This window comes from Candidatus Microthrix subdominans, assembly GCA_016719385.1.
In the GTDB taxonomy this organism is placed as follows: Bacteria; Actinomycetota; Acidimicrobiia; order Acidimicrobiales; family Microtrichaceae; genus Microthrix; species Microthrix subdominans.
The window spans coordinates 158,850-178,897 of record JADJZA010000009.1; the positions used below are offsets into that span (position 1 = coordinate 158,850).

Consider the following 20,048-nt stretch of genomic DNA (forward strand, 5'->3'; position numbering starts at 1 on the left):
TCGCCGTTTGAGCATCCGGCAACCGGAAGGTGTGGACGGGTCATCTCCGGCCGACGGCTCGGGTAGCGCGTTCCAGCCGGAGCCATCCGTCAGCTGTCAGCCACCGGGATGCCGTGCAGCGCCTCCCACACCCCGTCGGCGACGGCGTCGGGCAGCCAGCTGAACGCCCGCAGCTCGGACGGTTCGGCTGCCCGCAGCTTGGTGATGCCCCCGGCCTCGTCGAGCAGCCGCCTCTTGCGGGTGGGCCCCAGCCCGGCCACGTCGTCGAGCACCGACGCCGTCGACCGCTTCTCTCGCAGGGTGCGGTGATAGCCGATGGCGAAGCGGTGGGACTCGTCTCGGATGCGCTGCAAGAGGAACAGCGCGTCGGAGCCGCGGGGCACCTCGACCGGCACATCGGAGTGAGGCACGAACACCTCCTCGAAGCGTTTGGCCAGCGACGCGACCGGGATCTCCTCTGAGAGGCCGACCGACTCCAAGGCACGCACGGCGGCGCTCAGCTGGCCTTTCCCGCCGTCGACCAGCAACAGCTGCGGCGGGTACTGAAACTTGCCCCGTTCGGCGAGCGGCAGGTCGCGGTCGGCAACGAAGGCCTTCAGGCGCCGGGTGACCACCTCCTCCATCGCTGCAAAGTCGTCGGAGTCGCCGGCGTAGCGTCCGCCGACGGTGCGCACCTTGAAGCGCCGGTACTCGCTCTTCTTGGGCAGCCCGTCTTCGAGCACCACCATCGAGCCGACGTAATCGGTGCCCTGGAGGTGGCTCATGTCGAAGCACTCGATGCGCAGCGGCGCCTCGGGAAGGTCGAGCGCCAGCTGAATCTCGTTGAGCGCCTTGGCCCGGCTGTTGTGGTCCGAGCCACGCTTCAGCCGGTGCCGGTTGAAGCTGTCGGTGGCGTTGCGGGTCACCGTCTCGAGCAGCTCGCGCTTGTCCCCGCGTTGGGGTACCCGAATCTGCACCTTGGACTCACGCCGTTCGCTCAGCCAGCGGGTGAACAGTTCGCCGTCCGCCGGTTCGGCGGGCACAACGATCAGGCTGGGCAGGCCGACGACCGGATCCTCGGCGTACAGCTGCTCGATCACTTCGGCCATCGTCTCGCTGGTATCGAGGTCGAGCGCCTTGTCGAGGATGAAGCCGTTGCGCCCCACCACCCGGCCGTGGCGGACGTGGAACACCTGGGCCGCCGCCTCCAATTCGTCCTCGGCCAGCCCGATCACGTCGAAGTTCTCGTTGCCCGGTGCCACCATCTGTTGACGCTCGATCGCCCGCTCGACGTTGGCCAGCCGGTCCCGCAGCCGTGCCGCCGACTCGAAGTCGAGCTCCGCTGCCGCGGCCGTCATCCGGCCTCGCAGCTCGTCGAGGACCGGTTGGGTGTCACCTTCAAGGAACGCCGCCAGGTCCGCCAACATCTGGTTATAGTCCTCGCGGCTCACCTCGCCCACGCAGGGCGCCGAGCACTTCTCGATGTGGAAGAGCAGGCAGGGGCGTCCGCTGGCGGCGTATCGCTTGAACTTGCCGTCGGTGCAGGTTCGGATCGGGAACGTGCGTAACAGCAGGTCGAGCGTTTCGCGGATCGCGTAAGCGTGGGCGAAGGGCCCGAAGTAGCGGTTGGGCTTCTTGCGCTTGCCCCGCATCACCATCGCCCGGGGCCACTCGTCGCCCAAGGTGAGGGCCAGGTAGGGGTAGGACTTGTCGTCGACCAGCCGCACGTTGAAGCGCGGTCGGTGGGTCTTGATCAGGTTGTACTCCAGCATCAAGGCCTCGACCTCGTTGCGGACCGTGATCCATTCGACCGATTCGGCCGCCGCCACCATCTGGGCGGTGCGCACGTGCAGGGTGCGGGGGTCGCCGAAATAGTTGGACAGCCGCTGGCGCAGCGACTTGGCCTTGCCGACGTAGATGATCCGGCCGTCACCGTCGCGGAACTGGTAGCTGCCGGGTTCGTCGGGGATCGTACCGGCGGGGGGACGCTCAATCATCGGGTCGCAGCCTACGGTCCGACGCCGCCGTCTCCTTCCCACCGAGCGCCCGTCTCCCCACCTCGTTGGCCAACTCGGGAGCCCAGAGCGCGCCCTGGCGGTCGTTTGGGCTCCCCGGTTCGGGAGCCTCGGGAGCCCAGAGCGCGCCCTGGCGGTCGTTTGGGCTCCCCGGTTCGGGACAAGCCACCAACTCGGGAGTCCAGAGCGCGCCCTGGCGGTCGTTTGGGCTCCCCGGTTCGGGATGGGTGGGTCGAGTCCAGCGTCGGGACACGCCGCCAACCCGGGAGCCCACAGCGCGCCCTGGCGGTCGTGTGGGCTCCCCGGTTCGGGGTGTGGTCGGTTCGGGGTGTGGTCGGTTCGGGGTGTGGTCGGTTCGGGGTGTGGTCGGGTCGGGCTGTGGGCGGGTTAGGCGTCGCCGGGGTGGGGCGAGGCGGCCTCGACCAGCTTGAGCGCCGCGGTGAGCTCGGCGTCGTCCTCGAACGCAGCACCGTCGCCGGGGCCGGGCAAGAGCGCGTCGGCGGGCAGCCGGGGGCCGATCACCACGCCCGGCCGACCCAGGCCCAGGCGCCCCAACCAACGGGACGGCTTGGGCAGGGAGGCAAACTCGTCGCCGTCGAGGAACTCCGCCGCCCGTAGATATCCGACCTGGATCAGCTCCTCGGTGCGGCTGAAGTCGTCGTAGCGCAGTTCGGGGCGCGCGCCGGTGGGCAGGATGACCACCTGGGTGCCGTTGGGGATGTTGGACAGATCCCGCATGAAGCGGTGGTTACGGGCGATCCAGTAGCCCAACATGGCGCCGTCGACCGGACGACGGATCGTGGCCTCGGGCCGGCCGTGCAGCCCGACGTGCAGCACGTACACCCGCTCGGCACCCAGCTCGACGGCTCGGGAGATCGGAACGTTGTCGATCACCCCGCCGTCCACGTAGCGACGGCCCTCGAGCGTGACCGGCGGGTACACCGCCGGCAACGCGGCCGAAGCGAGGATCGGATCGAGCAGCTCGCCGGAGCCGAACCAGCGGGCCACGCCCGACACCAGGTCGGTCGCCACGCACTCGAAGCGGATCTTGAGCGACTCGAAGGTCTGACGATCGCCGAGGAAGGTGCCGACCAGCGAGCGAAGCCCCTCGTTTGAGGACACCGCCTCGCCCTTGCGCAGCAGCTGCACCATGCTCGGCATGCGGCCGGTGGGCATCAGCTTGTCGCCGGTGACCTCCCGCCACTGTGCCTCCATGCGCCGGACGCCGGCCAGGGTGGGGTCGGCGGCGTAGGCGGCGCCGTTGAGCGCACCGACCGAGCACCCCAGCACCACGTCGGGGCGGATCGAGCGCTCGGCCAGCGCCCGCATCATGCCCACCTGCACCGAGCCCAGGTTGCCGCCGCCCGAGAGGACGAAGGCCACCCGGGGCTCCTTGTGGCGCCGGGGCTTGGGGACCGCGGTCGTGCCGTCGGCGGCGACCGCCGGCTCGGCTTCGGGGCGCTCGGTGGAACCTTTGGGGCGGGGTAGCCAGGCCGGGATCTTCATCGGTTCACCGGCTCGCTCACGGGACCCGCAACAGGCGCACCGTGTCGGTTTTGCGAACGCCGATGCCCGAGCCCCACACCACCGCGATCAGGTCGCCGGAGCGCACGTGTCCGCTGTCGCGCACGCGGGTGGCCAGGTCGTCCACCTTGGAATCGTCATTCTGGCTGGGAGCCCCCATCGGCGTGACCCCCCAGCTCAGCGACAGCTGGTTGACCGTCCGTTGCGACGGCGACAGCCCGATGATGCCCATCGACGGGCGGAATCGGGCGATCGAGCGCACGGTGAAGCCGGTGTCGGACACGCACACGATGGCGGCGACGTCCAACTCGGTGGCCGCCCGCCAGGCGGCGCCGCTGATTGCGTCGGTGATCGAGCTTTCGACGGAGGTGGCGGCGGTGCGGCGCAGGTTGCGGATGCCGCGAGGCCATGCCTCGTAGTCGAACTCGGCATCGGCACGCTCGGCGATGCGGGACATCGTCGCCACCACCTCGACCGGGTCGTGGCCCACCGCGGTCTCCCCCGAGAGCATCACCGCCGACGTGCCGTCGAAGATGGCGTTGGCCACGTCGGTGATCTCGGCCCGGGTCGGGGCGGCGGCGTGCACCATCGATTCGAGCATCTGGGTGGCCGTGATCACCGGCCGGCCCGAGGCGATGCAGCTGCGGATGATGCTCTTTTGCAGGTGGGGCAGCTCCTCGATGCCGCACTCGATGCCCAGGTCGCCGCGCGCCACCATGACCGCTCCGGCCACCTCGAGGATCCCCTCGAGGTTTTCGACCGCCGCCCGCGTTTCGATCTTGGCGACGATCAGCGGACCCCGCGGCGGCGGCTCCACCCCGATCCGGCGGATGTCGTGGGCTGAGCGGACGAAGGACATGCCGATCATGTCGACGCCTTCCTCGACAAGGGCATCGAGGAAGTACAGGTCCTCGGCGGTCGGCGTTCCCATCGTGAGCCGATCGGACGGGATGTGCAGCCCCGGACGCCCTTGCATGAGGCCTTCGCCGCTGACCGTGGCCTTGAGCGATACCCCGTCGTTGGACGTGACCCGCAGTGCGACCCCGCCGTCGCCGACGGTCAGCACGTCGCCGGGGCCGACGTCGTCGATCAGCAGCGGATAGTCCACCCAGAGCCCGTCGGGACCCGAGCGATCGGTACCCGGTGCCACCGACACCGTGTCGCCTTCGTGCAGCACCATGCCGCCCTCGACGAACTCGGTCAGGCGCACCTTGGGGCCGGGCAGGTCGGCCAGGATGCCGACGACGCGCCCGGTCTCGGCCGCCAGGCGTCGCACCAGCCGCATGCGCTCGATCGCCTGGCCGACCGTGCCGTGGGCCAGGTTGAGCCGCACCACGTCGCAGCCGGCCTCGATCATGGCCCGAAGGGTCTCCTCGGGCTCGGACGCAGGCCCGAGCGTGGCGATGATCTTGGTGCGGCGGGGCATGATCCCAGCCTAACGAGGCGATGTCGGTGTGCTTCGGCCCGGGCCTGGACCCGGACCCGGAGGTTCGATCCGCCGTCCTGGCCAGGACGTCACTCGGCCGGCGTGGCCAGGATCTCGCCGTGGGGCACGAGGAACCAGCCATCTGGGTGCTCGGCCCATTCCCGAAAAGCGGCGCCGTACTCGGCGAGCTCGTCGGCACCGGCGATACCGAGCTCCACCGCCTGAGCGGCGAGGGTTGAGTGCAGCATCCGGTCGGCCCACAGACCGCCCCACCAGCGCCGATCCTCCAGGGTGCTGAAGCACCAGGTGGATGCCGACGCGACCGGGTTGGGCAGGCCGGCCCGGTTGGCCCACGCCAGCAGACGCCGGCCGGCATCGGGCTCGCCGCCGTTGCGGCGGGCCACCGACTGGTAGGTCGCCATCCAGCGGTCGAGCCGCGGGTCGGCCGGGTACCAGCCCATGGCCCCGTAGTCGGCGTCCCGGGCGGCGACGACCCCGCCGGGGCGGACGACGCGGGCCATCTCGGTCAGCGCGGCCACCGGGTCGGCGACGTGCTGGAGCACCTGGTGGGCGTGCACCACATCGAGGTGAGCGTCGGGGAACTCGATGGAGTGAACATCGCCCACGTGCCCGGTGACGTTGTCCAGGCCCCGGTCGGAGGCCAACGCCACCGCCTCGTCCACGATGTCCGGGCTGCGGTCGAGGGCCACGACGTGCCCCGGGGCCACCAGCGCCGCCAGATCAGCGGTGATCGTTCCCGGGCCGCAACCGATATCGAGTACCGAATCCCCGGGCGTGAGCCGCTCGAGGAGGTAGGCGGCGGAGTTGTGGGCGGTGCGCCACCGGTGGGAGCGCAGCACCGACTCGTGATGGCCGTGGGTGTATCGACCGTCGCTGGGGCCGTCCGGCACCGACACGGCTCAGTTCAGCAGCGCGCTGAGGCGGCGGCCCTCGGCCCGCCACCGGCTGGAACGCTCGTCGTCGTCGATGCCCTCGGCCAGCGCCATGCACACGGTGGCGGCGGCACCCCAGCGACCCAGACGGGTGAGCACGACCGCAAGTTCCTGTTGGGCGTCGATCTTGGAGGCACAGCACTGGGCGAGCAGCGGAAGCACCCAGGCCAGCCCCTCAAGGTCGTGGTGGCGTCCGTAGGCGATCCGCAGGTTGGCGAGCGTGCGCACCAACATGACGCGATGGTCGACCGGGTCGAGCGAGTCGGGCGGGAGCGGACGGCCGAGCAGCCGGACGTGGAGGTCGGCCACTTGGCCGGGCGTGAGGGTTCGGCCCCGATCGAAGGGGTCGAAGTAGCGCCCCGCCCCGTCGACCCGGCCCGGTTCACCGAGAAGGAAGTGCCCGGGCATGCCCACCCCGACCAGCGGTGTGTCCCAGCGTTCGGCGACGGCCAAGGCCAGGGCCGACAGCGACAGCGGAATGCCCAAGCGGCGCTCGAGCACCCGGTTGACCAGCGAGTTGGCGGGGTCGTAATAGTTGTGAATGTTGGGTTGAAAGCCGTCGGTGCCGAACAGCCCGGCGCACAGGCGGGCCGGGTCGGCGTGGCCGTATTTCTCGGCCAGGCGATCGAGTTGGCCGGTGACCAGCGCGGGGTCCAGGGCCGGATCGGCGTGGACGGCGATGGCGATCAGGCCCCGCTCCAAGCGTCCGCGCTCGGGGGCGCCGGTCAGTTCGTCGAGCAGCTGGTGTGACGCATCCACGTGGTCAACCTACGGCGCCGTCAGCCGATCGCCCCCGCGCTGTTGGCGGCCAGACGATCACGCCTGCGTCACCCGGGGCGGTGTGGCGGGGGCGGAGCGCTCCAGGTCGCGCCGGGCGGCGAGCATGCCGGCGGCGCTGATCAGCGCCAGCAGCGCAGCGGTCGACCACGTGAGCGGGTAGCCCAGCGACTCGGACACCGGCCCAAAGATCAGCGGGCCGAGCGTGGTTCCGACGTAGATGCCGGTCTGGCTGACGCCAGTGGCCCGTCCCGGTTCGTCGGGGCGGGCCCGGACGACCGCCAGGTTGAACACGCCGGGCCACGCCCATCCGATGCCATAGGCGCCGGGCAGCGCCAGCCACTGCGCCCACGGGGTGCGCAGCCCGAACCCGATGAGCGCCACTGCGCCGACCGCAAGCATTGCCGCCACCCAGCCGAGGATCCGCTCGGGTGAGGCGCCGGTGCGGTCGGCCCGCACCCCGGCGACGATGCGACCGACGATCGAGGTGGCGGATCCCAGCGAGGCGGCCAGCCCGGCGGCGGCAAGGCCGACGCCGGCGTCCCGGGCCGACTCGACGTAGAAGCCGCCGAGCGCCACCGCGCTGGCCGAGCCGAACCCAGCCGCAGCCGCCACCAGCCCCAGCGTCCGATCCTTCCGCGGCGAGGCCGGGGTAGGGAGCGAGGCGGCGGGCCCTGGGGCGGGAATGGCGGCGGACGCTGGGGCGGGCTTGGCGGCGGGCGCCGGGGCGGGCATGGCGTCCGCAGGCCTGCGGTTGGCCACCCGCAGGCCGGGATGCCAACGTCGAACCGCCTCCAGGCCCAGCGCAGCGGCCAGGGCGGCACCGGAGGCGACGCCGAACGCGCTGCGCCAGCCGGTGGTCAGCACCAGGGTCGGCAACAGCAGTCCGGCCACCAGCACACCGCCGGGGTTGGCCGACTGCTTGATCGAGAAGGCCACGCCGTGCCGGGCCGGCGGGAGGTATCGGGCCAGGTACACGTTGGCGGCGATCTGGGTGAGCGCGTTGCACCCGCCGCCAACCATCATCGCCACGGCCAGCACGGGCACCGAGTCGGCGATCGTCGCCATCGTCGCCCCGGTGACGGCCGAGCCGGACAGCCCGACCTGCAGCGTCCTCACCGGGCCGACCGAGTCGGCGATCGATCCTGCGCGCCGGGACACGAGCGCCGAAACGGCGAAGAACGAGGCCATCAGCCAGCCGGCGGTGGTCTCCCGGTAGCCGAACTCCGAGCCCATCGGACCGACGAGGGCGCCGATGAGAAAGACCGGCAGGATCGAGGCGACGATCGCCGGCAACAACGGCGCCAGCAGTCCGACCACCGGTGCCTCGCCGCGCGGAGATGCGGCGCTGCGGCGGTCGGTCGACGGGGTCGGCACGGCCCCAGGATGGCAGCGACCGGTTCGATCCTGGGCATCGCCGGACCGGGGTGGGAGACTCCCCGATGTGGCACCGACGCTCCATCCCTACCTCGACCTCCCGACCCCTCACGCCATCGCCCACCGTGGCGGGGCATCGGAGGCGCCCGAGAACACGATCGCCGCCTTCCGAAAGGCGCTGAGCGCCGGCTACCCGTTTCTGGAGACCGACACCCACGCCACCGCCGATGGGGTCTTGGTCGCCTTCCACGACGATCGCCTCGACCGCGTGACCGACCGGGAGGGCACCATCGCGGAGCTGCCCTACGCCGAGGTGGCCAAGGCCAGGGTGGGCGACCAGCCGATCCCGAGGTTGGAGGAGCTGCTCGAGGAGTTCCCCGGTCACCGCTTCAACATCGACCCCAAGTCCGATGCCGCCGCATCCCATCTGAGCGCCGTGCTTCGCCGCACCAAGGCCCTCCCCCGAGTGTGTGTGGCCTCGTTCTCCAGCGAGCGGCTCATCCGGTTGCGACGCGACCTGGGCGATAAGGCGTGCACGGCGGCCACACCGCGCGAGATCGCCCAATGGCGCGCCGGTCGGGTGGGCCGGGGCTTCGATGTACTCCAGGTGCCCACGTCGCATCGCAACGTCGAGCTGGTGACCCGCAGGAGCGTCGCCCGTGCCCACCGGACCAACGTCCTCGTCCACGTCTGGACGATCGACGAGCCGGCCGAGATCGAGCGCCTGCTCGACCTGGGCGTCGACGGCATCATCACCGACAGCCTGGAAAACCTGGGCGGCGTGCTGAAGCGCCGAGACCAATGGCATCCGGTCACCTGAACGAGCCTGCGTCAGCGGGTTTGGGCACCCTGGTCGTGATCGCCACGCCGATCGGCGATGTCGACGACCTGTCTTCCGCCGCCCGCCTCGAGCTTCAGCGGGTTGACGTCCTCGCCTGCGAGGACACCCGTCGCACCCGTCGGCTGCTCGCTGCGGCGGGCATCGCCGCCCCGCGCCTGCGCTCGGTTCGGCGGGAGAACGAGGCGGCCGCCGTCGGCTGGACGCTCGCCCAGCTCGACGCAGGCCGGCGGGTCGGGCTGGTCAGCGACGCCGGGCTGCCCGCCATCTCCGACCCGGGGCAGCGCCTCGTCGCCGGGGTCCGCGCCGCCGGGGGTTCGGTCGCCGTCGTGCCGGGGCGCTCCGCCGTCTCGGACGCGCTCGCCCGTGTCGGGTGGGCGAGATCCGGGTTCGTGATGGCCGGCTTCCCGCCCCGCTCGGGCGCCGATCGTCACCGCTGTTTCGAGGCGGTCGCCCACAGCGCCGTGCCCTCCGTGATCTTCGAGAGCCCCCGCCGGGTCGAGGCGACCCTCGCCGACCTTGCGCACGCCTGCGGACCGGACCGGCGGGCGCTGGTGGCCAAGGACCTGACCAAGACCCACGAACGGGTGGTGATCGGCACGCTGAGCACCCCGATTGGTCAGGCGCGCGGGGAGTACGTGGTCGTCGTCGACGCCCTTCGCGCCGGCGACGCGTCAATGCCCTAGAGTGTCGCCGCGCCTGTGTTGGGGGTCACACGCTGTGATCACCTCGGGTGTGACGCAACGGTTTGAAGGGGTGCGACATCAGCGAGCGAGCAACCACGTGAAAGCACCTGGCACGAGCGTGCAGTCGACCGGATCGCGCGCCCGCTGGGCGTCGCCGCTCCGGGCCCTCATCGGCTTGGCCGTGCTGGCCGCCGGGCTGGCCGCATGCACCCCGCCTCCGGCCGAGAACACGGTCATCTACGGCATGGAGGCGGAGAACGACGGAGGCTGGTGCCTCCCCGAAGGGCAACTGGCCATCGCTGGGCTGCAGACCGCCCGGGCGCTGTACGACCCGCTCACCATCCCGGACGAGAACGGCGAGTACGTGCCTTTTCTCGCCAAGGACGTCACCTCCAACGACGACTACACCGAGTGGACGATCACGCTGCGCAAGGGCGTGACGTTTCACGACGGCAGTCCCCTGACCGCCCAGGTGGTGAAGAACAACCTCGACGCCAACCGGGGCCAGTACCCGGGCCGAAGCGCTCTGCTGCAGCAATTCATCTACGGGAACATCGCGTCGGTTGACGTCGTCGACGAGTACGCGGTGAAGGTGACGACCGGGGTGCCCTGGCGGGCGTTCCCCGCCTTCCTCAACAGCTCCAACCGCTTCGGGGTGATGGCCCAGGCCCAGCTCGACGACCCCGACACGTGCGATGCCAAGCCGATCGGCACCGGACCGTTCATGTTCGAAAGCTGGAGCCCGGGCGACAAGCTGGTGCTGAAGAAGAACCCCGACTACTGGATCGAGGGCTACCCGCTGCTCGACGGCATGGAGTTCCGGCCGATCCCCGACGGGGACGCTCGCTCCAACGCGCTGCGCGGCGACGAGATCGACGCGATGCACGTGTCTGACGACCTGGTGGTCGACGACTTCCGAACCGACGCCGACACCGGCAACCTGAACATGTACGACACGTTCAAGTTCGCCGAGCTCAGCTATGTGATGTTGAACAACTCCAAGCTGCCGTTCTCCAACAAGAACGCCCGGCTGGCGCTCGCCTACGGCGGCGACCGGAAGGCGATCAACCAGGCGGTCTATGCCGGCCTGGCCGAACAGCGCAGCGGGCCGTTCCCGCCCGGCAGCCCCGGCTATCTCGAGGACCCGGGTTTCCCCGAGTACAACCCGAAGAAGGCTCGGGAGTACGCCAGGAAGTACGTCGAGGAGACCGGCCAGCCGCTCGAGTTCGAGATGTCGGTCGTCCCTTCCGTCCTCAGCCTCGGCCAGTTGCTCCAGCAGTTGGCCGCAGAAAGCGGGGTCACGATCAACTTGAAGACGATCGACCAGGCCCAGCTGATCAACGATGCGATCAGCGGCGACTTCGAAGCGTCGGTCTTCCGGCTGCACCCGGGCACCGAGCCCGACCTGCAGTCGGTGTGGTGGACCGACGGCCCGACCAACTTCGCACGCTTCAACGCCAAGACCGAGGACGGCGAGTGGATGCACCCGGGCGGAAAGAAGATCAACGACCTGATGGTCGAGGCCCGCTCCGAACCCGACCTGGCCAAACGGACCGAGCTGTACGAGGAGGTCAACCGCACCTTCAGCGAGGAGGTCTTCAACATATGGGCCTACTCGTCGCACTGGGCGATCGTCACCCAGCCCGATGTCCTGGGCATCCTCGGGCCCAACAACCCCGACGGTTCCAAGCCGTTCCCGGGGCTGTCCAGCGGACATGCGGTGCACGGGCTGTGCCGGAAGGGCGTCTCGTGTCCTCCGGAGGCCGAGGTCGACTACATCCCCGTCGATGTGAAGACGATCGATGAATAGTCCCAAGGGAGCCTGACGCCAATGGCCAAGTTCATACTTACCCGTCTCGGCCAGTTGGTGCTCGTCGTCATCGTGGTCACGTTCGTTACCGCGGTGGTGATGAGCTTCATCCCCGGCGACCCGGTGACGGTCATCGCCCCGTTCGCCGAGGGTCAGCAACGAGACGAGATCCGCGCCGACCTCAACCTGGACGACCCGGTGCCCGTGCGCTACGTCAAGTGGCTGGGCGGCTTTGCCACCGGCGACCTGGGTAACTACTACACCGTGTCATCCAACCGGCCGGTTGCCGACCAGTTCTGGCCGGCGATCCGAACCTCGGCGATCCTGATGCTGTGGGCCCAGGTGCTCGCCCTGGCGATGGCGATCCCCTTGGCGATCTACTCCGCCTCCCACGAGGGGGGGCTGGATCGACAAGATGATCTCCAACTCGGCCTATGCAGCGCTGTCGATACCCGGCTTCGCGCTCACGCTGATCCTCGCGTACGTGCTCGGCGTCAAGTTGCACTGGTTACCCCCGTCCGGCTGGCGGGACCCCTGGTACGACACCATCGGTCACCTCCGGCGCGTGATCATCCCGGCCTTCGCGCTGTCGCTCGGTCCGGCGGCGATCTACATGCGCCTGCTGCGGACCGACCTGATCGCCACCCTGCGCCAGGACTTCATCACGATGGCCCGGGCCAAGGGGCTGTCGCCTCGGCGCATCATGTGGCGCCACGCCCTACGGGCGTCGTCGATCACGCTGCTGACCGTCGCCGGCCTGTCGGTGGGCACGATGATCGGCTCCGCACTGATCGTCGAGGTGATCTTCGGCATCCCGGGGCTGGGCACCCTCACCGCCCAGGCCATCCTGTCCCGGCAGTACGGCGCCCTGCAGACCTTCGTGGCGGCGATGGCCATCCTGTTCGTGCTGGTGAACATCGCCGTGGACATCCTCTACGGCTTCGTCGACCCGAGGATCCGCAATGCCTAAGACCCCAACCTCGACCGAAGACCTCCTCGAGGAGGCCGCCGCGCCCGTACGGCCGGTCAGCGCGCTCGACTCGATGACCGCATCCGGACCCGATGAGCTGATCCCCACCGACCAGCGGGCACCCCTCGGCATCGGGGCCTGGCTGTCGATCGCCTGGCTGGCCGTCATCACGTTGGCGTCGATTTTCGCCCCGTTGTTTCTCGTCGACCCGACCGCCGCCAACCCGATCAACGCTCGCAAAGGCCCCTCCGGCGCCGCCATCCTCGGCTATGACGAGGTGGGGCGCGACCTGTTCAGCCGGCTGATCAACGGCGCCAAGTGGACACTGGTGATCGCGGTCGGCGCCATCGCCATCGGGCTGCTCGTCGGTGGGCTGCTCGGCCTGGCCGCCGGCTACTTCCGGGGCAAGACCGATGCCGTGCTGTCGCCGACGTTCAACGCATTGCTGGCATTCCCGCAGCTGGTGTTGGCGCTGCTGTTGGTCTCGGTCTTCGCCAACGGGCCCCAGGATTCGGTCGCCAAGCGGATCGTCGTGTTGATGGCGGCGTTGGGCATCATCGCCATCCCGCTGCTCGCCCGGATCACGCGAGCCAACACGCTGGCGTGGGCCGACCGCGACTTCGTCATGGCCGCCCGGGCGATGGGCGCCAAACCATGGCGGGTGTTGTTCCGTGACGTGCTGCCCAACGTCGTCCCCGCCATGATGGCGATCACCCTGCTGGCGATCGGCGTCGCCATCGTGGCCGAGGCCGGCCTGGCCTTCCTCGGCTTGGGCGTCAAGCTGCCGACCCCGTCCTGGGGCAACATCCTGGCGGCGGGCAAGCCCGAGCTGCGGCGGGTGCCGATGATGGTGATCGCGCCGACCATCTTCATCTTCTTCACCGTCATGTCCCTGAACTTTCTGGGCGATGTCATCCAAAAGCGATTCAACGTGAGAGAGAGCCTCTTGTGAGCCCTGGAACCAATGCTGCGGCAACCGACCATCCAACGACCCGGCCAACCGAGGGCACCTCGGGTGGCACGGACTCCGCCAACGCTCCTCTCTTGGAGGTCACCGACCTGCACACGGCGTTCAGAACCCCGCGGGGCATGGTGCGCGCGGTGGACGGGCTCAGCCTGACCGTCGAGCGGGGCAAGACGCTCGGCATCGTCGGCGAGTCCGGCTCGGGCAAGTCGGTTGCCAGCCGTTCGATCATGGGGCTCACGCCCCGGCGCAATGTCGAGCGATCGGGCACCGTGCGCCTCAGCGGTCGGGAGATCACCGACCTGTCCGAGGCCGAATACCGCGACCTGTGGGCGACCGAGATGGCGATGATCTTCCAGGATCCGATGACCGCCCTCAACCCGGTGATGAAGGTGGGTGCCCAGATCGCTGAAAGCATGCGGGTGCACCTCGATCTGTCCAAGAGCGAGGCCCGCGAGCGCACCATGGCGCTGCTCGAGGCGGTCCACATCCCCGAGCCCCACAAGCGCATCGACGTCTATCCCCACGAGATGTCCGGCGGCATGCGCCAGCGGGTCGTGATCGCCATCGCCCTGGCGTGCGGTCCCAAACTGCTCTTCGCCGACGAGCCGACCACAGCGCTCGACGTTACCGTGCAGGCCCAGGTGCTCGACCTGCTGGCCGAACAGCAGCGCGAGCGCTACATGGGCATGATCCTCGTCACCCACGACCTGGGCGTCGTCGCCTCCCGGGCGGACGAGATCGCGGTGATGTATGCCGGGCGCATCGTCGAGCGCGCCCCGACCCGGGTGCTGTTCCGCGAGATGAAGATGCCCTATACCGAGGCGTTGCTCGCCGCGATCCCCAAGCTGGAGATGGCGTCGCACACCCGTCTGGTGGCCATCGGCGGACGGCCGCCCGACCTGGTCAACCCTCCGGAGGGATGCAGCTTCAGCCCCCGGTGCCCCTATGCGCAGGACCGCTGCCGCACCGAGGAACCTCAGCTGATCGAAAGCCCGACCGCTCCCGGCCACTTCTACGCCTGCCACTTCCCGGTCGGTTCCCCGGCCAACGACGAGATCCGTGTGCAGTTGCGGCGCGCCGGGGTGTCGCTGCCCGGCGATGAGGTGGTGCTGGACGAAACGACGGTTTCGCCGTCGTCCCATGCATCGGTGCGGTCACAGCTGGCCGAGCAGGCCGACCGCGCCCAGGCGGACCGACCGGCGGGCAGCGACGAAACGAACACGATCACCCCCCCACACATCAACACCCAGGCCGACGGGTCGCCCGCGGCGACCGAGGAGAGCTGAGATGGCTGGTTCCGGAACAGCGCACCTGCGCCCCGCCGACGAGGTCTTGCTTCGGGTGGAGAACCTGGTGATGGAGTTTCCCGCCAAGGGCGGGCGCAAGGTCAACGCCGTCTCCAACATCAGCTTCGATGTGGCCCCCGGCGAAACGCTGGGCCTGGTGGGCGAGTCGGGCTGCGGCAAGTCGACGACCGGCAAGGCGATCATGCAGCTGCCGCCTCCCACCCGGGGCACGGTCACGCTGGACGGCACGGAGCTGACCTCGCTGAAGGGCGAGGCGCTGCGGGCCACCCGGCCGACGATGCAGATGATCTTCCAGGATCCGATCTCGTCGCTCAACCCGCGCCGCTCGGTGATCGACATCGTCGCCGAGCCGCTCAACATCTGGAACCTGGGCACCAACGACGAGCGGACCGCCAAAGCGTCGACCACACTGGCCGACGTCGGCGTGGACCCGGAGGCGGCCGGCGACCGCAAGCCACACGAGTTCTCCGGCGGCCAGTGCCAGCGCATTTCGATCGCACGGGCGGTGATCACCGACCCGAAGCTGATCATCTGCGACGAGCCGGTGTCGGCGCTCGACGTGTCGGTGCAGGCCCAGATCCTCAACCTGCTCGAGGAGATGAAGCAGCGCTACGGCCTCACGCTGGTGTTCATCGCCCACGACCTGGCGGTGGTCAAGAACATCTCGGACCGGGTGGCGGTGATGTACCTGGGCAAGATGTGCGAGATCGGCCCGCCGGACACGCTCTATGACTCCCCCGCCCACCCGTACACCCGGGCGCTGATCTCGTCGATCCCGGTGCCCGACCCCGAGGTGCCCCAGGACGTCGAGCACCGTCTCGAGGGCGAGTTGCCCTCGCCGATCACCCCGCCGTCGGGCTGCCGGTTCCGCACTCGCTGCCCGATCGCCCAGGACATCTGCTCGCAGGTGGAGCCCCAGATGGCCCGTGTCGGCGACGACGACGATCACTGGGTGGCCTGCCACTTCCCGCTGACGCCGACCGCGGTCGACACCCCGATGACCAAGGCGAACGCCCCCACCATCTGAGCCGGATCACCTGGGACCATTAGGGCCTCGGTGGCCCTGAACGTCACAGCTGACCAGCGGGGCCCTGCTTCGAATAGGTCGAACGTAGGCGGACCCGCCCATCCCGCCGACGCCCACGACACGATCCGCGTCGTGGGCGCCCGGGTCAACAACCTGGCCGACCTCAGCGTCGAGCTTCCGAAGCGCCGCCTGAGCGTGTTCACCGGCGTGTCCGGTTCGGGCAAGAGCTCGCTGGTGTTCGACACGTTGGCCGCCGAGTCCCAGCGGCTGATCAACGAGACCTACAGCGCATTCCTTCAGGGGTTCATGCCGACGATGGCCCGTCCCGAGGTCGACATGCTCGACGGCCTGACCACAGCGATCCTCGTCGATCAGGAGCGCCTGGCGGCCAACCCCCGCTCCACGGTCGGCACGGTGACCGATGCCAACGCCATGTTGCGCATCCTGTTCAGCCGGCTGGCGACGCCGCGGTTGGGCTCACCCCAGGCCTATTCGTTCAACGTGGCCTCGATCAGCGGCTCCGGGCGGGTCCGCTTCGAGAAGCAGGGGCGAACGACCAGCGAGACCCGCAGCTTCTCGATCACCGGGGGCATGTGCCCGCGCTGCGAGGGCATGGGAGCGATCGACGACATCGACCTGTCGGCGATCTTCGACGCCACCAAGTCGCTCAACGAGGGGGCGATCACCGTCCCCGGCTACAGCATGGACGGCTGGTACGGCCGGATCTATCGCGGCTGCGGCTGGTTCGACCCGGACAAGCCGATCGTCGAGTTCAGCGCCGCCGAACTCGACGACCTCCTGTACAAGGAGGCGACCAAGATCAAGGTGGACGGCACCAACCTGACCTATCTGGGTCTCATCGGACAGGTGCGCAAGTCGATCCTGTCCAAGGACGTCGAGGCGATGCAGCCCCACATCCGCCGCTTTGTCGAGCGGGCGGTGACGTTCACCACCTGCACCGGGTGCGACGGCACCCGGCTGAGCGACGAGACCCGCGCCTCGACGATCGACGGCGCCAACATCGCCGAGCTGTGCGCGATGCAGATCGGTGACCTGGCCGGCTGGGTCGCCCGGCTCGACGAGCCGTCGGTTGCGCCGCTGCTCTCGGGGCTCCGGCACGTGCTCGACTCGTTTGAGGACATCGGCCTGGGCTACCTCAGCCTCGACCGGCCCTCCGGCACGCTGTCGGGCGGTGAGGCGCAGCGGGTCAAGATGATCCGCCACCTCGGCTCGTCGCTCACCGACGTCACCTACGTCTTCGACGAACCGACGATCGGGCTGCATCCCCACGATGTGGCGCGCATGAACTCGCTGTTGCTGCGGTTGCGGGACCAGGGCAACACCGTGCTGGTCGTCGAGCACGATCCCGAGACGATCGCCATCGCCGACCACGTCGTCGACCTGGGCCCCGGTGCCGGCACGGGCGGAGGCCACGTGTGCTTCGAGGGCACGGTCGAGGGGTTGCGCGCGAGCGACACGATCACCGGTCGCCATCTGGACGACCGGGCAACGCTCAAAGCGGCGGTGCGGGCACCGAAGGGTGCGCTGGAGATCCGGGGCGCCAACGCTCACAACCTGGTCGATGTCGACGTCGACATCCCCCTCGGGGTGCTGGTCGTCGTCACCGGCGTGGCCGGGTCGGGCAAGAGCTCGCTCCTCCACGGATCGTTGGCGGGGCGCGACGGGGTGGTCGAGGTGGACCAGGGAGCGATCAAGGGTTCCCGGCGCAGCAACCCGGCCACCTACACCAAGTTGCTCGACCCGATCCGCAAGGCGTTCGCCAAGGCCAACGACGTGAAGGCGGCGCTGTTCAGCGCCAACTCCGAGGGCGCCTGTCCCGAGTGCAAGGGCGCCGGCGTGCTCTACACCGATCTGGGCGTGATGGCCGGCGTGGCCACCACGTGTGAGCACTGCGAGGGCAAGCGGTTTCAGCCGGAGGTGCTCGAGTACGCCCTGGCCGGGAGAAACATCGCAGAGGTATTGGCGATGACGGTCGACGAGGCGGAGCGGTTCTTCGGCGACGGTGAGGCTGCGCTTCCGGCGGCCCACAAGATCCTCACCCGGCTCGTCGACGTCGGGCTGGGGTACATCGGGCTGGGCCAGCCCCTGCCCACCCTGTCCGGGGGTGAGCGCCAGCGGCTCAAACTGGCCACCCACCTGGGTGAACGGGGCGGCGTGTTCGTGCTCGACGAGCCGACCGCCGGGCTGCACCTCGCCGACGTCGAGCACCTGCTCGGCCTGCTCGACCGGTTGGTCGACTCCGGAAAGTCGGTCATCGTCGTCGAACACCACCAGGCGGTGATGGCCCACGCCGACTGGATCATCGACCTCGGTCCCGGCGCCGGCCACGACGGCGGCCGGGTGGTGTTCGAGGGCACGCCCGCCGACCTGACCGCCGATCGCAGCACCCTCACCGGCGAGCACCTCGCCGCCTACGTCGGCCGGTAAGCGGCGAGCCAGCCTCCGTGGCCTGAACGGTCTCAGCGAAGCGGGGACCCAGCCCTACAGTTCGACAACGCTGCGCAGGACGTCGCCGGTGCCCATCTTGGTGAAAGCCTCCTCCACATCGTCGATGCCGATGCGTTCGGTGACGAACTTGTCGAGGGGAAACCGGCCCTGCAGGTACAGGTCGGTCAGCGCCGGAAAGTCGCGGCTCGGCAGGCAGTCGCCGTACCAGGACGGCTTCAGTGCCCCGCCGCGGCCGAAGAAGTCGATCATCGGCAGCTCGGGCATGACCATGTCGGGGGTGGGCACGCCGACCAGCACCATCGTGCCGGCCAGGTCGCGGGCGTAGAACGCCTGCTTGAGAACCTCGGGGTGCCCGACCGCCTCGATCACGACGTCGGCGCCAAACCCGCCGGTGGCGTCCTGGATCGCCTCGACCGGGTCGACCGACGAGGCGTCGACCGTGTGGGTGGCGCCGAACTGCGTGGCCAACTCCAGCTTCTTCGGGTCGCGGTCGACGGCGATGATCGTGGTGGCCCCGGCCAGCGCTGCGCCGGCGATGGCGGCGTCACCCACACCACCGCAGCCGAAGACGGCCACCGAATCGCCACGTGACACCTCGCCGGTGTTGACCGCTGCGCCGAAGCCCGCCATCACGCCGCACCCAAGCAGGCCCGCTGCAGCCGGATCGGCCTCGGGGTTCACCTTGGTGCATTGGCCGGCGGCCACCAGCGTCGCCTCGCAGAAGGAGCCGATGCCCAGTGCGGGCGACAGCGGCGTGCCGTCGGTGAGGGTCATCTGCTGCGTGGCGTTGTGGGTGTTGAAGCAGTACTGAGGTTGGCCCTTGGCGCACGCCCGGCACTCGCCGCACACCGCCCGCCAGTTCAGCACGACGTAGTCGCCCACCTCGACCTCGGTGACCCCCTCGCCGACCGACTCGACGATGCCGGCCGCCTCATGGCCGAGCAGAAACGGGAAGTCGTCGGAGATGCCGCCCTCGCGGTAGTGCAGGTCGGTGTGGCAGACACCGCAGGCCTGCACGGTCACCCGGGCCTCGCCCGGACCGGGGTCGGGGACGACGATGTCGGTCACCTCGACCGGTGCGCCTTTGCTGCGCGCGATCACTCCACGAACGGTCATCGACATCTGGTCCCCCTCGATTGGCTGTCAGCCCGAAGCTAGTCGGCCGTCCGCTCGTCTTTCGGCCGTTCCGACCGCCCGCACTGCCCGGGTGGCACCCATGCCCCCAGCGGAACCCCCCTACTCGGGGAGGGCGGTATCGGCGCTCTGCCAGCAGTACCAGGCGACCAGGGAACGGTAGGGCCGAAACGGTTCGCCCAGCTTGGGCATCTGATGGACCGACGGCGCCTCGGTGCGATGCGCCTTGCCCCAGCCGGCCCGCACGCCGACGTCGCCGCAGGGCCACACGTCGGGTCGTCGCAGCGCGCTGATCAGAAACATCTGCGCCGACCATTCACCGATGCCTCGCACGCTGACCAGCCGTTCGGTGACCTCCTCGTCGCACATCGTCCCGAGCCGCCCCAGGCGAAGCCGCCCGTCGAGCACACGGGCCGACAGGTCCCGCAGCGCCGCCACCTTCGCCCGGGACAGCCCGGCGGCCCGCAGCTCGGCCTCGGGCACGGCCAGCAGGGCGGCTGGGTGGACCGGGGCACCGCCGGATGCCGCCTCGACTCGCCCCCAGATCGCTGCGGCGGCGGCGCCGGCCAGCTGCTGGTAGGCGATGCCCCGCGCCAGGGTTGGGAAGCGGTCGGCGACCGGGATCGGACGCCCCCACGGCGGCGCGCCGTGCCGATCGATCAAGGTGTCGAGCTGCGGGCTGACTCCCCGCAGCTCCCGAACCCCCTCGTAGACCCAGCGGGCAGCCCGTGCCATCGACCGAGCCTGCCACGTATGCGGCCCGCCGAGCACTCTCCGAAGCCATTTCAT

General features: G+C 69.7%; 15 protein-coding genes and 1 pseudogene. 8 read left to right on the top strand and 8 right to left on the bottom strand.

Translation table 11 applies throughout. The features are described from left to right. Window positions 1-89 precede the first annotated feature (89 nt). The 6 genes from uvrC to IPN02_17250 all read right to left on the bottom strand — a co-directional run bounded on the left by uvrC (window position 90) and on the right by IPN02_17250 (window position 7,994). A complete protein-coding gene (uvrC, locus tag IPN02_17225) occupies window positions 90-1,976 on the bottom strand; it encodes an excinuclease ABC subunit UvrC (GenBank protein MBK9298530.1) in 1,887 nt (628 codons plus the stop codon). Window positions 1,977-2,381: 405 nt separating this feature from the next. Continuing rightward, window positions 2,382-3,500, bottom strand: coding sequence for a patatin-like phospholipase family protein (locus IPN02_17230; GenBank protein MBK9298531.1), 1,119 nt, complete (start codon window positions 3,498-3,500; stop codon window positions 2,382-2,384). A 16-nt stretch (window positions 3,501-3,516) separates the two neighbouring features. After that, window positions 3,517-4,944 carry a pyruvate kinase gene (gene pyk, locus IPN02_17235; protein ID MBK9298532.1) on the bottom strand — a complete coding sequence of 476 codons (1,428 nt, stop codon included), beginning with the start codon at window positions 4,942-4,944 and terminating at the stop codon, window positions 3,517-3,519. Between the two features lie 89 nt (window positions 4,945-5,033). Continuing rightward, on the bottom strand, window positions 5,034-5,855 hold the full coding sequence (locus IPN02_17240) for a methyltransferase domain-containing protein (protein ID MBK9298533.1): 822 nt from the start codon (window positions 5,853-5,855) through the stop codon (window positions 5,034-5,036). A 9-nt stretch (window positions 5,856-5,864) separates the two neighbouring features. After that, on the bottom strand, window positions 5,865-6,656 hold the full coding sequence (locus tag IPN02_17245; protein MBK9298534.1) for a transglutaminase family protein: 792 nt from the start codon (window positions 6,654-6,656) through the stop codon (window positions 5,865-5,867). Between the two features lie 57 nt (window positions 6,657-6,713). Beyond that, window positions 6,714-7,994, bottom strand: a complete 1,281-nt coding sequence (locus tag IPN02_17250) for an MFS transporter (GenBank protein MBK9298535.1) — start codon at window positions 7,992-7,994, stop codon at window positions 6,714-6,716. Here IPN02_17250 and IPN02_17255 point away from each other — a divergent pair. The 8 genes and pseudogenes from IPN02_17255 to IPN02_17290 all read left to right on the top strand — a co-directional run bounded on the left by IPN02_17255 (window position 7,930) and on the right by IPN02_17290 (window position 18,104). Then, entirely contained in the window at window positions 7,930-8,871 is a 942-nt protein-coding gene (locus IPN02_17255) for a glycerophosphodiester phosphodiesterase (protein MBK9298536.1), read from the top strand. The two genes, IPN02_17250 and IPN02_17255, sit on opposite strands and share 65 nt — an antisense overlap. After that, window positions 8,853-9,575, top strand: coding sequence for an rRNA small subunit methyltransferase 1 (locus tag IPN02_17260; protein MBK9298537.1), 723 nt, complete (start codon window positions 8,853-8,855; stop codon window positions 9,573-9,575). The genes IPN02_17255 and IPN02_17260 overlap by 19 nt, the downstream gene beginning before the upstream one ends. A gap of 97 nt (window positions 9,576-9,672) precedes the next feature. Then, window positions 9,673-11,385, top strand: coding sequence for an ABC transporter substrate-binding protein (locus tag IPN02_17265; GenBank protein MBK9298538.1), 1,713 nt, complete (start codon window positions 9,673-9,675; stop codon window positions 11,383-11,385). Window positions 11,386-11,406: 21 nt separating this feature from the next. Next, window positions 11,407-12,355 (top strand): annotated as a pseudogene (locus tag IPN02_17270) (ABC transporter permease). Next, on the top strand, window positions 12,348-13,307 hold the full coding sequence (locus IPN02_17275; protein ID MBK9298539.1) for an ABC transporter permease: 960 nt from the start codon (window positions 12,348-12,350) through the stop codon (window positions 13,305-13,307). The pseudogene IPN02_17270 and the gene IPN02_17275 overlap by 8 nt, the downstream one beginning before the upstream one ends. Then, window positions 13,304-14,608 carry an ABC transporter ATP-binding protein gene (locus tag IPN02_17280; protein ID MBK9298540.1) on the top strand — a complete coding sequence of 435 codons (1,305 nt, stop codon included), beginning with the start codon at window positions 13,304-13,306 and terminating at the stop codon, window positions 14,606-14,608. The genes IPN02_17275 and IPN02_17280 overlap by 4 nt, the downstream gene beginning before the upstream one ends. A 1-nt stretch (window position 14,609) precedes the next feature. Beyond that, the gene (locus IPN02_17285) at window positions 14,610-15,656 is read left to right on the top strand and encodes an ATP-binding cassette domain-containing protein (GenBank protein MBK9298541.1); all 1,047 of its coding nucleotides are present in this window, start codon (window positions 14,610-14,612) and stop codon (window positions 15,654-15,656) included. 36 nt (window positions 15,657-15,692) lie between these two features. Beyond that, window positions 15,693-18,104, top strand: a complete 2,412-nt coding sequence (locus IPN02_17290; protein ID MBK9298542.1) for an excinuclease ABC subunit UvrA — start codon at window positions 15,693-15,695, stop codon at window positions 18,102-18,104. A 54-nt stretch (window positions 18,105-18,158) separates the two neighbouring features. Here IPN02_17290 and IPN02_17295 read toward each other — a convergent pair whose 3' ends face one another. Together IPN02_17295 and IPN02_17300 are read right to left on the bottom strand one after the other, a co-directional pair. Then, the gene (locus tag IPN02_17295) at window positions 18,159-19,247 is read right to left on the bottom strand and encodes an S-(hydroxymethyl)mycothiol dehydrogenase (protein MBK9298543.1); all 1,089 of its coding nucleotides are present in this window, start codon (window positions 19,245-19,247) and stop codon (window positions 18,159-18,161) included. 114 nt (window positions 19,248-19,361) lie between these two features. Continuing rightward, window positions 19,362-19,994 carry a DNA-3-methyladenine glycosylase 2 family protein gene (locus IPN02_17300; protein ID MBK9298544.1) on the bottom strand — a complete coding sequence of 211 codons (633 nt, stop codon included), beginning with the start codon at window positions 19,992-19,994 and terminating at the stop codon, window positions 19,362-19,364. Window positions 19,995-20,048: the final 54 nt, after the last annotated feature.